The 13,387-nt window shown below is 49.2% G+C and carries 9 protein-coding genes and 2 pseudogenes; 4 read left to right on the top strand and 7 right to left on the bottom strand.

Annotated features, from left to right (window positions below):
• Window positions 1-721: 721 nt before the first annotated feature.
• Window positions 722-1,309, bottom strand: a complete 588-nt coding sequence (locus BMZ57_RS13705; RefSeq protein ID WP_069672585.1) for a hypothetical protein — start codon at window positions 1,307-1,309, stop codon at window positions 722-724.
• Window positions 1,310-1,770: 461 nt separating this feature from the next.
• Here BMZ57_RS13705 and BMZ57_RS13700 point away from each other — a divergent pair, with 461 nt between their 5' ends.
• Window positions 1,771-3,684, top strand: a complete 1,914-nt coding sequence (locus tag BMZ57_RS13700; RefSeq protein WP_069672584.1) for an AAA family ATPase — start codon at window positions 1,771-1,773, stop codon at window positions 3,682-3,684.
• A complete protein-coding gene (locus tag BMZ57_RS29175; RefSeq protein ID WP_139136445.1) occupies window positions 3,684-4,682 on the top strand; it encodes a hypothetical protein in 999 nt (332 codons plus the stop codon). Before BMZ57_RS13700 ends, BMZ57_RS29175 begins: the two co-directional genes overlap by 1 nt.
• A gap of 472 nt (window positions 4,683-5,154) precedes the next feature.
• Here the strand turns inward: BMZ57_RS29175 and BMZ57_RS13695 are convergent, their stop codons facing one another.
• The 3 genes from BMZ57_RS13695 to BMZ57_RS13685 all read right to left on the bottom strand — a co-directional run bounded on the left by BMZ57_RS13695 (window position 5,155) and on the right by BMZ57_RS13685 (window position 10,017).
• A complete protein-coding gene (locus BMZ57_RS13695) occupies window positions 5,155-6,204 on the bottom strand; it encodes a hypothetical protein (protein ID WP_139136444.1) in 1,050 nt (349 codons plus the stop codon).
• A gap of 817 nt (window positions 6,205-7,021) precedes the next feature.
• A complete protein-coding gene (locus BMZ57_RS13690) occupies window positions 7,022-7,855 on the bottom strand; it encodes an HNH endonuclease family protein (RefSeq protein ID WP_069672583.1) in 834 nt (277 codons plus the stop codon).
• Window positions 7,852-10,017: an AAA family ATPase gene (locus tag BMZ57_RS13685; RefSeq protein WP_175439641.1), complete on the bottom strand. Its 2,166-nt coding sequence runs from the start codon at window positions 10,015-10,017 to the stop codon at window positions 7,852-7,854. Before BMZ57_RS13685 ends, BMZ57_RS13690 begins: the two co-directional genes overlap by 4 nt.
• A gap of 779 nt (window positions 10,018-10,796) precedes the next feature.
• Here BMZ57_RS13685 and BMZ57_RS13680 point away from each other — a divergent pair.
• Window positions 10,797-11,675 (top strand): putative phage abortive infection protein, encoded by an 879-nt coding sequence (locus tag BMZ57_RS13680; RefSeq protein WP_069672581.1) that lies wholly within the window; start codon window positions 10,797-10,799, stop codon window positions 11,673-11,675.
• Window positions 11,676-11,811: 136 nt separating this feature from the next.
• Here the strand turns inward: BMZ57_RS13680 and BMZ57_RS13675 are convergent, their stop codons facing one another.
• Window positions 11,812-12,024, bottom strand: a complete 213-nt coding sequence (locus BMZ57_RS13675; protein WP_069672580.1) for a hypothetical protein — start codon at window positions 12,022-12,024, stop codon at window positions 11,812-11,814.
• Window positions 12,025-12,114: 90 nt separating this feature from the next.
• On the opposite strand from BMZ57_RS13675, the gene BMZ57_RS13670 reads away from it, so the two are divergent.
• Window positions 12,115-12,450, top strand: coding sequence for a hypothetical protein (locus BMZ57_RS13670; RefSeq protein WP_069672579.1), 336 nt, complete (start codon window positions 12,115-12,117; stop codon window positions 12,448-12,450).
• Window positions 12,451-12,468: 18 nt separating this feature from the next.
• On the opposite strand, the pseudogene BMZ57_RS30335 reads toward BMZ57_RS13670, so the two are convergent.
• Together BMZ57_RS30335 and BMZ57_RS13665 are read right to left on the bottom strand one after the other, a co-directional pair.
• A pseudogene (locus BMZ57_RS30335) lies at window positions 12,469-12,639 on the bottom strand (integrase); the annotation flags it as partial.
• A pseudogene (locus BMZ57_RS13665) lies at window positions 12,640-12,879 on the bottom strand (IS110 family transposase); the annotation flags it as partial.
• Window positions 12,880-13,387: the final 508 nt, after the last annotated feature.

Below are 13,387 nucleotides of genomic sequence, written 5' to 3'. Positions count from 1 at the left end.
TGCCGACCTTTTCTTTAAATCAGTATTAAAAGACACACATCCAACCCGCCGCGATAAGTCGGTTAGCGATCTCTGTCGATAAGTCTAGTGAAAGCTTCACTATTAGTGATCAGCGCTATTCCGTTCTATCGGGTACTGATGACCTGTAAAAAAGGTCCTTACACCTCTAGGAGGGGTAACGCCGTTAGGCGCAACCCGACGCTCTATGCAACGTCTGGGCATCTGAAAGTATGAACGTCCACTATTGTCGCTCAACTCCAAAGTTATGCGACGATTCTCTCGCACTGCTGGGTAAAACGTTGCGGTGTCGCTTTAGTCAGTCGCAGGTGTTTAATTTTCTGCGACATGAAATGCGATAGCTGTGGCTCTGCGACGGATTGGGTGTGTAGTGGTCAACAATTCCCGGACTGAATCGTCGCTAGTTTCGTAGACGCCCGATGGCCGCTTCTGGCCCTTAGTGTGTAAAAACGCTTCGCCAAAATTAAAGTGCGTGCGTCTACGTTAAATCTGGAATTTATCGGCAGTCAGCTGAAGTAGATTTCGCAAAAATGCGCGATTTCCAGTCCGGTGATGAGTACCTGTCGCACTCGAAAACGTTTTTACACAGCCTCTGCCACAAGGAGCCACTCGCATCAGGTCACTTTCGCACCTAAGCGGACGCTAACGTGGAGCCAACCAGAGCTGCGTGGCCTTATCGCGCAGACTTTGGTTGAGCGTAGAGTTAGGAAGCATTATTAGTACTCAAGGCTCGAAATTGCTTTTGAATTTCCGACCAAGAGTATTCCTCAGAAAGAAATGCCAGCAGGGGCACTGCTTGTTGCTTGACCTCTGGCCATAACGCTTGGCCATTCTCGAAGAGATCAAGAAGTTTCTTTTCGACCACCCATGCTCCAATCGTTGTCTTCTTTGCGGAGAGGAGGGAAAAGACGCCTTCAGTATTGTTATGTCCGCCACCGGAGCCTTGAAGCGCCAAACGACCACGGGAAAATACAAACCACTCTCCCGTGCTTCCAGATTCCAGGACATAGCCAGGGAGGTTGTAGGCAGAGCTTGGGCTATCCTCAATGAGCAGGTGAACAATCGGGGCATCGACGTAAGACAGAATCTTTTCTAGGTCGTATACCGCATCAAATGTTTTGAATCTGCGAGCTTTGGCGGTGACCTTCTCGTCCAGCTTTTCGGGAGCTGGTACTTCTTCGACCTCAGGCGGTTCTGGCTCGGGCTCATTCTTTCCGAAAAAGAATTCATCAGCGCGGTTGCCGAGAACGTTTTTGAAAATATCCCAAAGAAATGAAGCGATCGGATCCATGGTGTGTCCTGACGTTTGGCTAAAGGGCCGGCGAGCAAAACGAACGACTCGAACCGTTTGTTAGGCCGCTGTTCGACTGCGGCATCACTGTACAGCCCATAACCGTACCGCTGACGACAACGAGCATAGCTTGAAGTGGTGAGGGGAGCCAATAGCTCTAGGGTGCCGAGGGAAGTGGTACGGATGGCTTGTGATGGTTCTGTAGCCTCGTGTTTTATGGTCTGTAAACGCAGGCGTTCCAATCCATCACCGATAAAACTGTTGATTTTGCGCCTGACTGAAAGCAATCGACCCTAAGCGGACGATGTGTAAGCCCCAGAAATTGGACATCCTCACTATCAGAATCGTTGATGCTTAATCGTTGCCATTAATGGCTATCTCAGGGAGGTTGATCAAGGGCGGCATTATGCCATACTCGGACGATTCCAGTCTGGCTTCAGTTGTAATCTCAGGGACGTCCAATGATAAGCTCACTCTCCTTAAGAAACTTCAAATCGATTCAGAAAGAAACAACTCTACAATTTCAAAACCTATCATTAATTTGCGGATCGAATAGTTCCGGAAAAAGCTCCATTATCCAAGCGCTTCTGATGCTTAGCCAAACATTCGCTTCACGATATATACGGCGCTCTGTCTCCCTGAACGGACGACTAGTGCGTCTTGGATCCTTTCACGATATATTCAATCACATGTCGGCCGATGATGAAAAAAATAAAGATCGTAGTATCGACATTGAAATCAACATGGAAATGCAACATGAAATCACATTTGCCGGAATAAAAAGACTTAGCATCGCCTTAACTTTCAGCGCCCAAAACGAAAGCAATCGAAAGTTTGATAGTGAATTTCACCCAGAGATCACAAGCGGGAAAATAAAAATTGAACGAATCGATGCCGAATCCGTAGTCGAACAAATAGAATTTTCTTCAGCTGAATCTGGAAAATCTAACAGCGATCTATACTTCGTTAACCTTTTAGAATCGGCAAGCAAAAATCTGATCTCCAAGGAGTATCCAGATTACAAAATTGAAGGCGTATCTAAGCAAGACTTAGTTCCGCACAACTTACATCTGATATATGATCTTACAAAAAAGTTAAGTCAAAACTTAGTGCCTTTCCTGATCGGGACGCCAAATTATTTAAAGACGGTTGATGATGACGTCGTTGACAAACTTAGCAGCCTTGAGATACCTAAGCCTATGCTTTACAAGCTTCGCTCATTGATCGAGGCTGAAAATGAGGAGCTTGTACGAAATTTTGTTCTGCCTGACGAAATATTTGAACTCCTAAAGAAGGAAAAAGAACTGCTAGACTCCAAACATGTTCGTAATATCTTGGCGCGTCAATCGATAGCGCTTAGTCATGATAGGTTTGATAAATTATTCGACGCTGAAAATATCACGATAGCGGATTGGAGAAGGAGCGTTACGGAGTTCAACGATAAAGAAAAAAAGGCTTTATCTGATGTGTTAATTCGGAATCGTGACGAAATCCAAGGGACATGGTACATCAATATGAAGAGAGTCCGTGCAAAGGCCATCTATGGCTTAAATGCACTGAATCAGCTGGAAATATTTTTGTCATACTTTTTCCCGAGAAATTTAAAGTATTTGGGGCCACTACGATATGAACCCCAGGCTATGTACCAAGCATTCGATCTATCGGAGCCTAAGACAGTTGGGCTCAAGGGCGAAAACACCGCGGCAGTGCTGCACCTGAATAGTTCTCTTAAACTATCCTACCCGGTGGTGGTGGAGAGAGAAGGCGGTAAATTAGAGTTTGGCACTAGAGAGGGCACACTAAGCACAGCTTGTACGGAGTGGCTGTCTTATATGGGGGTGATCACAGACTTCCAAACATTTGACAAGGGCAAGCTTGGCTACGAGCTACAAGTCAAAACTAATGAAAACGATAAAATGCAGGACCTTACTCATGTTGGTGTCGGGGTAAGCCAAATATTGCCAATTGTTGTGATGGCTCTTCTGTCTGAAACTGATGATATACTTATTTTCGAACAGCCGGAACTTCATCTGCATCCCAAGGTTCAATCCAGACTGACAGACTTCTTTCTAGCACTTTCGATTAATCGGCAATTGATAGTTGAGACCCACAGTGAATACTTGATCAACAGGTTAAGACTGCGAATCGTCCAGAGTCGGGACAACGGGATTAAAGATGCATCTACGATTTTGTTCGTCAATAAAGACAAAGATGGCTCCCAGTTCCAAGAAGTCGATATTACCCCATTTGGGTCTATCGTGAACTGGCCAAGCGAATTTTTCGACCAGACAGATACAGAAGTCGAAAATATTCTTTTGGAAGCGGTTAACAAAAAGAGAGAAGGTTCGATCACTAAACCTGCGGGGCAGAACTAATGCAGATCGTAGTGAGTTGCGATTATCTAGTTGCTCCGGCATTTTGCGATCCTTCCCATCTGGCTGAAAAAGTTAGCGACCTAGTTAATATAAAGAGAGAAATTGCCGGAGGAAGCGACCGAGCGACTATTGAAAGTAACGCTTTGCTAAAGCTCTCGGCGCTTGGGTATTATCCGTGCAGCTCGCTATTCAAAAATAACATGGTCGCTAGCCAAACTGAGTTATTCTCAATTAAGGATATAACCAAGGTGGTTTATCATCTCGCTTCGATGACCTTGGATGACGATAAATTCTTTCCAGAATGTGTAGCTTACTGGAGTAGAAAGGAAATAGTTCCTGCGATCACGGGCTGTAGCCACGAGCGAAGCGAGGCTATAGTTAGCTTGGTAGAGAGCATATTTCTGGCGAACCATTTTCATGGTAAATCGCTATCGATTCTGCACCATCCCTTAGATTCTGGGCATAAGTCTGTTACGTTTACTGGAGAATTGACTAACAGTATCCCCGAGACCCCGCCGCCATTGCCGGTCACACTTGAGAATAGTATTTCCCTATTTTCTGATTACTCGGAGTTTTTATCGCAATTCAACGCTGCTGCTGCCTACAATACTGCCAATACCCCAGAAGAGATTAAGGATGCTTTTACCTTAGGAGCTATCGCTTTAGCCCGAAGCTGCGGCAGACCTGGCGTCGGGAGTTTTGAGTTTGGTGATAAGTTTGTCGAGAGTCTTGGTTTGCACCAGTGTGCACCTACACAGCGATTTTCGAACACTGCATTCGATGTGATCTGCCATGTGATTGCAGGGGTCGAGAAGTCTCCACACAAGCCATTTTATTCAGATTTAGGCAAAAAGATCCAAAAAACTAGAGATGGCAAGCTTGCTTGGCGAACTCACGTAACAACAGGCAATCCTGCACTAAGATGTATGTATTGGACAGGAGGTTGTGGGCTCACGCTAGCCAACATAGGAAATAAAAAAGATCTAGAGATTTTATGAGAAATATAGTTGTGCACCCGAGTTCTTAATCGGCTCGGGTTTTTACATTCTACATTCATTTAATTGAAGTGATGTCTCCTTTATCTATCCTGGCAGCACGCTGGCCATTTCTACCATGCTCGCTCTCTCAAGGGGGCAAGTACTTCACGCCAAACAATCTCACCACGCACACTCACCATGACTGTAAAGATATGTGCTCGCAGCACCTCGGCGACAAGTGTCGCAGCCAATAGGCTATTAGAATAAGCTGCCGAGTTGTGGGAGGCAGTGTGGGTACAGTTTATTATTGGCTGTTTTTCCTTCAGCCGACGGCTAAATGCATTGCCTTCTTCCTGACAACCTTTTATAGCTGGTATTTTCGATATCGGCTGACAGGTTTGGGTCGAAAGCGGTAACTCACTCATGTCCGCTTTTGGCCGTTTGCTGCCTGTCGCTAAGGGCTGCAAACGGCCAAGGCCAGTTGGCCCCTTTTTTATATCTTGAACTCCATGTTTGGCTGAAGACAAAATTGCCAGAGTGGAAGCTTGTCGCCTTTGTATCCGTCAGGAATATGCACTGAAAACACCTCAGGGTTAACCCTAGCATCAAGGGCATATATCTTGCTTTCGTATACGGTATGCTCATTGTAAGCGCTAGTGACCATTGAGCTCAGTGAGCCTAGCATTGCAAATCCCTGGTCTTCTTCCCATGGTACGTCAGGATAAAAATCATATCGAATAGACCTTACTCTTTCTCCATCCATCTCAGCCGAAGGAGCGTCGGTAGTCCAGTCTCCGAATCTAATGAGATAAAACGCAATATGTTTTTCATTTTCCTTCAGAATCTCATTGTCATGGCAGTACAACTTGACATCGCCTATTGTTATTGAGGCTTGCCCATCCTCATTGATTCCTGACTCTTCTTCGGGCTTTGCAACCAACTCGATGCTCAAATTCGGCTTAGTGCCGATCATCCTATCCCCCAGCGATATCATTTCACTCTTGGCGTAGCCTTCAATGAAGTTGGTCGTGTATTTATTCCGATGTTCAGTCATTGACTCTTTGGACAAGAGTACCCATTTTCTGATCCTGGAGAAATAAATCGCAAACTTTACAGTTGTACCTTGTAGCTGCGCATAATTCTCCAGCCGCTCTACGTAGTCCTTTCGAAGCACATAGTTTTCTTTGGGATCGCCATAATGGCAGTTTTTCACCTCTACAAGAAATCTCGCTCCGTCATTCAAAGCAATAGAGTAATCGGGCGCCTGAACATTCATTCCTGCTGCGAATATTGCACCACTGTCTTCCTGCTTCACCATTGCGCATTTGCCCAAAGCTCCGGCAACATGAGCAAATAAAGCTTCGACTCGCTTACCGTTCAGCAGGTTTTGATTTTTTAGAGATGACTTGAGAGACTTTCCAACTTTTTCTAGGAAGTCTTCAATATCCTCTTCTGCTTCGATTCTGTAATTATTATCCCTGCTTACGGCGGTAAATAGTTCAACTGGATCGAATTTTAATGGATCTCTTGGCATGCGTTTCAAGAATTATTCCTTGTCAAAAATCTAGCTTTGAGCGTCACGTGGGGAGTAAGGCAGGTGTTGAGGATACGTTGCGAGTGTTGGCAGCACTTCCTCCATGCCGAACGGAACGAGCAACATTATGATGAAGCAGATTTGAATCCTATGAGGTACTAGACCGAGATCGGCAGAACTCAACAATGATCCAGCGTAACTGAATCGTCGCATGTTCGTGTCCCTCTCTCCTGCAATATTGCGTGACAAGGCAGGCTTGCCCCTGATCGCTTCTCCAGCGTTACGCGCGCCTTCAAACGAGTGCGGTAATGCCGTCCCATCCGAAAATACCTATTGGGTGAAAGTCCCTGCCAAGCCAGCTCTGCCTCCATCATCACGTGTGCTGACGCGCTATTCCCACCGTATTGCTGCGCATACCGCATGAACATTTCCATGTTGTGTGGAACCCGAGCCATGTCGATTGAAATTGACTCCCCCTTTTCATAGGCAGAGGACCGCCGTCGCTGAGCGGCCGGGATGCTCGGCGTACTGTGGCAGGATTGCTGTATAGGGGCGGGGCGGACGAGTCGCAAGTGGGGCTGCTTCTGGGCATTCGTGGCAACAGTGCGGTGCGGGCGCTGTTGTTAAGGCCGCGTCCGTCGTTGGCTGGTTTGATCCGGCGCTTGTTGTAAACGCGAAGGCCGAGCGTGGGCACGCGACGTAGTGGTATGCGCCTACATCCCATCCTCGGCCCAGCTACGAGGCCGCGCTCACCAGGCGTAGCTGATCGTTGTGCTCATCGCTTTACCAATTCAGTTTGGGCAATTTTTTGAGCGATCAAGTTAGGCTAGAGCGGAATGCCATATTCGCGGAAAATCGCCTCGCTTGCTGCCCTATACGGTTGTCGCGGGTCTAAGTGAGCCCGAGCGTCCATTAGAAGATTTGCAGAAAGGTTTAGCCATTTCTCTCTACGTGTGATGTCGTCCGTATCCTCGGCTATCTCGGCGGCCTCAAGGGCGCGTTCGATGGCTGCTCTGATCATGAGTTGCTTGGCGGCCCGCTGTTCGACAAGGTCATGGCGTAACAGACCGAAGACCTCTATCGAGGTTTCGCCTTTGGGGCTGGGGTTTCCAGCGGTATCGGCTACTGCCCGTACCAAACCGTCATTTAGAAACTCGAGGTGTTGGTCGGGATAGTCATCACAGGGGTTGAGTAACAACGGTTGCTCGTTCACGTTGGGAGCGGTATGGCTACGCCATCGGTGTGCTTCGTCCACTACGGGAAATAGGTTGGCTTTTCCCGAGGACGCTTGATTGGGTACCGCAAACTCCTTGGAGCGTTTGCGATTACAATCGATGCAGGATGGCAACAGATTGCTCCACTCTGCGGCTAACCAATAATACCCTGGCTTGGTAAGTTGGCCGTTGATGACTACGGCACCTTTGGGACGAAAATGCTCAATATCCTCGGGGGAGCCTGCTGCATAGTTGAACTCGCAGTAAGCGCATTTCTTATTGAACATCTCGCGTAGAGTGAGAACGACATCAGACTCTCTATACGCTCTGAACTTTGTTTTTCCACCTGCCGCTTGCGCGACAAGTGCGGCTGCTCGCTCTCGGCTACCTTTTGAATCAGGACCATTCAAACTAGGTGGGCATTCCGCCCGTTCTACCCTGATCATAAGGGTGACTTCCTGTCAGTTCCCAGTTGTGGGGGGGGGACCGTGTCAGGCTCATCCAGGGTTGCCCATAGCTGTTGCAGACGATGTTGGGCTCCCAACTTTAATTGTTCCGGTAACGCCTGCCGCCTGGCCATTCGTTCAGCAATGTATGCATCGGCTGCTTCGAAAACCAAGCGTTCACGTTCAGTCAAACCTAACTGGCGGCCTGATTCAAGCTCTTCACGGAGTTCCTCAAGACGCAATTCATCTGCGACAGTTCGCTCCCTTGAGGCAAGCAGTCGATAGTACTCCTCAAACAGGGTATCGATTTCGAGGTCTTCGGCCGAGTTCAGGCCAAAGAAGTCAGAGGTCAGCAATTGACCCACTGTCATATTGCGAGGTGACGGCAGATCGTCGGTTTCTGCGGTTATGACCTTCACTGCGCCACTCAGTGTCCGTTTCAACACCGCTACTTCATCTCGTTCTATACCCCGTAGTGTCAGTGGCTCGTGGCTTGTGGCGATGAATTGCAGGCGAGGGAAGACCTCACGCAGGCGCTGGATAATGCGCATCTTCCACCGTGGATGGAGATGGGCATCAATCTCATCGATCAACACGATCCCTTCAGCGGAGGCCGCATCTTGCCAGCCCCGTCGCAGCACGCTCATGATGTCTAATGCCAACGCAAGTACAGCCTGGTAGCCGCTACTAAGTGCCTCCAGGGTATCGATAACTCCGGCGGATTTTACAATGATTTCGTTATTGTAACGAAAGAACTGAGCGCCATCCGGACGAGGTAGTAGGGCGGACAATGCACGTGCTATCCGGTCGAATTCTTGATCATCCGTGTCGTAAAGCCAAGGGCGACCGTTACTCAGACGTTCGAGCGGGTTGAAGAGGTTGGCAATGTGAACGGATGCGCGAGGCAGGGCCTTGTTTTTATGCGGTGTTAATAACCGAGTTGCGCCATATGCCAGGACCATGACTTTGGGCTCAGGCGGATCAATGGTGATGCTGTTATTTGCTGCGTTAAGCGTCATGACGATGGGTCTGGAGAAGCTAGACAATTGCACGCTGACTGTACCGGTTTCGCAGCCGCTGCGTAGCAGGTCAGACGCTTTGATATCGAGATCGTCAACGGCATCCTGTCCCGCCAGTGCACAAGCAAGGGCTTGAAGGGTTGTGCTCTTGCCTGTGCCATTTTCGCCCAGCAACACTAACCACTTCCCTGATCCTCCTGCTCCCAGTGAGGTCTGTAGGCTTACGTTTTCGCATGACCGGATATTGGTCAACTGGAAGTGTTCGATAAAACGGCTTTTACGGTAGAAGTCATTCGATATTCGCTCTTCCAATACAGAAAAAGACTCCATCCCCACAGTTGTATTAGTGAGACGTTCTGCCGCTAGCTTCAAGTCATCCAGACTTGCAACAAGACTCCCAGTCACTGCGCCCCGGTGGTGCTGCAGTTGTTGCAGTAGCTTGCTCGTTTGTGGACCAGCAGGGGCCTCCTCAGCGGCCCAGGTAGCTACGAACTGTCTGCGCATGGCGGCATACGGACTGTCATCCGTAATCATTGCGCTCAGTAGGTCATCCACCAAATAGGGCGAATCGAAGGCTATCTTTTGTACCGATAAAATCCGTTTCAGGTTTTCTAGATCACGACGACGTGCGTGCACCAACGCCTCCCGGTTAAGCCCGAGTACATCGATCGTCGCCGAGCCCTGAAAGTCGTCACTTGTGACACGACCATCCTCTAGAAAAAGCAGTAACGAAGACGGCTCATCTTCGCAAGGATCGAGCAGTAGCCTTTCTTCTTCAGTCAAGCCTAGGCTGGTCGGATATGGCCCAGCACGCAGTCCTTCGACGGGGAAGCGCGACCCTTTTAAGGTGTTGCAGGGAGAGCAGGCGAGCAGGTAGTTCGACCAGTCATGCGCGAGCCACCAATAGCAGTCGTCGTCTACAGAACCGTCCAGATTGCTGGCACTCTGCCGGGGGCGAAACAACTCTATTTCAGGTTTCTCGACCGGGGTCTCACAGTAGGCGCACTTGCTAGGGAAACATTCGGCCAGCGCCTTTCGTATGTCACTGTTTAACTGCGCTGCATACTTCTGAAACTCAAAGCGTTTCTGCCTCCGTTGTTCTCGCGGTTGAGAGAAAAAATCGGCAGCTTCCTTTCGCAGCATGTTAGCGCGTTCGGAATTTAGGATATCCGGGACGGGACCCCGCTTTAATCGGATCATTTTTTTCTTCCTTGATCTTGGGGGCACAACACAAAATTTGGCGGAGTTTGTGTTGTGCCCGCGCCGTTGTGCGAGAAAAGTGGCTCGTTAATTGTGTCATTTTGCCACTAAAAGAAACGCTTGAGGGGGGGCAGCGCAGATTCGATGCAAGCATCACGCTGAACGGTTATAGCGTCATGTAGGACACCACCATGAACTCACAGGCTGGATTACCTGTCGTGAGTTACCGTACGCGCCCAGGACTTTGCCAATCCTTTACTAGCGCGGCAAATCCTCGACACCTACGGCGAAGCGCGGGACGACGGCGAGCGGCGCTTGTACCGCTTTGCCGTAGTATTCACCTCCGACCAAGGTGGGTTGGACAGACGAGAAATGGCATTGGCCGTGCTCGACATCATGGAGGGGTCAGAGGAGGCATTCAGGCGCCGCGTTGAGAAATATCACTTCTGACCCCACTACGTCGTTAAGAGGCGGAGCAATATTGGACGAGAATACAGCCAGCGCATTGGTGCATTGGCAAATTAACGGCGCCTTTGCTTGTTAAATGGAGCAAAGCCGGAGTGCATGCCGAAATACGCACTCTGCTTCTCGAAACAGCAGAGCCGTTGGTTATCCAATGGCACTCTGCGTAAGCGAAAACTGGAAGAGCGATCCCCACCTCTTCGATTTACGCTGAGGTGCGGATAAAGCATTATGATGCCATTCAAAAGGGGAGAGCGGGCATGGTTGCATGGATAGCACGGTTGTGGAACAGACCATTTCAATGGTTTGAATCCTTCGTAAAACCAGGAGAGGATCTGGGTGTCAAAGGGTTATACCGGATTTTTGTTTTTGCATTGTTAGTGGTATTGCTCATTTTTTTAATTGACGTGGTATTGACCCTCTCTGCAAACAAAGAAGGCGAGCCCAGTCACGGGGTTTTCGGTGATTTTTTTGGCGGGGTGGCCAACCCGTTTTTGACGTTTCTTACTTTTATGGGCCTGCTTTTGACAATAGTTGTTCAAAAAGTAGAGTTAAGAGATTCAAGGGAGGAAATGAAGCGCTCCGCGGATGCTTTGAGTGAGCAAGTAGTGGCTTTCAGGAAGCAGGGTTTTGAGGTGACGTTCCTCAAGATGCTCGAGATTCACTCTGCGCTTACTCAGTCGATAGATTTGTTGATAGTAAAATCCAATCAGACGGTCACCGGGACAGACTGTATGGCTCGCTTCCATTTGAGGTTAAAAACAATATATCGAACTAAATTTAAAGATAATGGGATGGCATTCGACGGCAAGACACTGCAAGGAATGGGGGAGCTAAAAGCTATGTATGCAGAGTATTGGGAGCCTACCAGAAAAAACTTGCATAGCTGGCATGAAAGCCTCTCAGTAGTTTTGGCTTATATAGCTTCGGAGTCTAGTTCAACTGAACCGTACCTCTCGATGGTGTCTGCCCAGTTATCGGAGTATGAAAAAATTTTAGTTTTTTATCATGTGGGTCTGCATGATCAGACTCGACTGAAAAAACTGGTTTTAGAGTTGGGCTTTTTGAAGGACTTGCCCGCTGATCTTCTCCTGGATGGAAGCCATATGCAGTTATTGCCGACCACGAGCTTTTTATAGGGCGGCCCCACCCGCATCTTTGTGGCCTAAACAGCAATGGAGCAATATGAATGTGCAAAGCCTGGAGAATTACGAGTGGTTCGCGTCGTTTCAAGGCAGTGTTTGCTTGAGCGAGCAGTGGTATCCTGCACGAGGATCAGAGGCTTTTAGAGCTGAGCTTGGCCAGCCCCTGCTTAATGTGGCCGGCATTTTCACCTAAAATATATAACGCACCGCGGACATTTTCGCCGACGTCGTTTGACCCCTGCCTCTCGGCGTGGATGGCCAATTCCATCAGCGCAGCCTCTAGGGCCAATTGATTTTCATACAGCCTTTCCAACAGGTCTGATAGTGAGTATTCCATCGTCATCTCGTTCGAATTCCTGTCGAGAAAATTCAAGCATAGCAGTCGCCGGGTTAGAATCGGCCACGTGATGTATCAAGCTCAATGAGAACAGTGATGAGTACCGAACTTACAGAAGAAGAGATACGTCGAGCATTGTTCGGCGACGTCGAGCCGCCTGCGCCAGGCGCCATTGTGCATCAGCAAATTATCGCCCCGGATGATGTACCGGCGCTGCCTGTTACGCGTGCAAAGAAGAAGGCCTCAATCTCAAAAGGTTTTACGCCCAGGCTGAGGGTCACGCTGCGTGTGGGGAACGATTTTGAGGGTCAAATGCACGAGCTTGTGCATGAGGCCGACACGCTGAGCTCTCTGCTCGCAGAGCAAGAGGCAATCAAGGCGGCGCGGAAAAAATTCAGATACGTGGAGGTGGTATCGGTCAAGTCGATGTAACTTCGTATCGCCGTATCGTTAAAAACCTGCCCCAATGTGCTCGTCCTTCGGGGGCTCTTGGTCATCAACGGTCGATGAATTAAGCAGAGTCGTGGCTCGACTTTCGAGCAGCGCACCGGCTTGAAAGTAGCCCATGACCGTACTCACGCTGCGGTGCTCGGTCATCGCCATGACTTCACCCAGTGGCACCCTGACGAACTGCGGGGCCATAAGCCGCACTGTATGCCCAAGCGCTTCGAGCTTACGGGCCCAGTAGTGGGCACTACTGCACGCTTCCATACCGATCAGGCAAGGCGAAAGGTTGGCAAAAAACACTGCCATCTGATCGCGCTTTAGCTGTTTGCGCAACAGGGGCTTGCCTCGCTCGTTCATTCCATGAACTTGGAAGACGTTTTTGGCTAGGTCGATACCAACAGTTCTGATTTCCATAGCTGATTACCCCTTCGCACAGGTGGATGGTGACACCACTCACTTTGGCACAGCGATGCGATTATGGGCGGGGGCGTCCATCCCATTGCTTACCGTTATACGAGTCAAGTATGCCGTTGAGATTTCCAACGGCGTCCGCCAGGGCTATCACTGACTTCACCCCATTGGGCGACATGCCCATGTCCTTTAGAACGATGCCCTGTAGCTCACCAATTGGTGGAGCTAGCGCCTGCTTATGTATCGGTGAAAGATTTCATGGGGCGCGGCATGCAGAAAAATGGCAGTGAGTAAGGCGCCAAACTCGTTGGCTAATAGCAGACGTTAGTTCGTCTTGGTTAGATGATCCCGTGTCGGGTCGACTCCGGCCTGTCACGACCGGTACCAGCCGACCCCAAACTGTCATCGCGCAAACGTCAAAGGAGGCGCTGGATTGATGAGTGACAGCCCGCTTACGCCCTGACGTCTACCTACACTGCTGCCTGAGGGCTCGGCTCGTCGTCAAGATGAG

The sequence above is a fragment of the Pseudomonas simiae genome (assembly GCF_900111895.1).
GTDB lineage: Bacteria > Pseudomonadota > Gammaproteobacteria > Pseudomonadales > Pseudomonadaceae > Aquipseudomonas > Aquipseudomonas simiae.
The sequence above is the reverse complement of the archived record's forward strand: the minus strand, read 5'-3'. Positions and strand labels throughout refer to the sequence as shown.

Bases quoted from the DNA above. Each gene is read 5' to 3' on its own strand.
- BMZ57_RS13705 (WP_069672585.1), bottom strand. From the start codon at position 1,309: ATGGATCCGATCGCTTCATTTCTTTGGGATATTTTCAAAAACGTTCTC.
- BMZ57_RS13700 (WP_069672584.1), top strand. From the start codon at position 1,771: ATGATAAGCTCACTCTCCTTAAGAAACTTCAAATCGATTCAGAAAGAA.
- BMZ57_RS29175 (WP_139136445.1), top strand. From the start codon at position 3,684: ATGCAGATCGTAGTGAGTTGCGATTATCTAGTTGCTCCGGCATTTTGC.
- BMZ57_RS13690 (WP_069672583.1), bottom strand. From the start codon at position 7,855: ATGATCAGGGTAGAACGGGCGGAATGCCCACCTAGTTTGAATGGTCCT.
- BMZ57_RS13685 (WP_175439641.1), bottom strand. From the start codon at position 10,017: ATGCTGCGAAAGGAAGCTGCCGATTTTTTCTCTCAACCGCGAGAACAA.
- BMZ57_RS13680 (WP_069672581.1), top strand. From the start codon at position 10,797: ATGGTTGCATGGATAGCACGGTTGTGGAACAGACCATTTCAATGGTTT.
- BMZ57_RS13675 (WP_069672580.1), bottom strand. From the start codon at position 12,024: ATGACGATGGAATACTCACTATCAGACCTGTTGGAAAGGCTGTATGAA.
- BMZ57_RS13670 (WP_069672579.1), top strand. From the start codon at position 12,115: ATGAGTACCGAACTTACAGAAGAAGAGATACGTCGAGCATTGTTCGGC.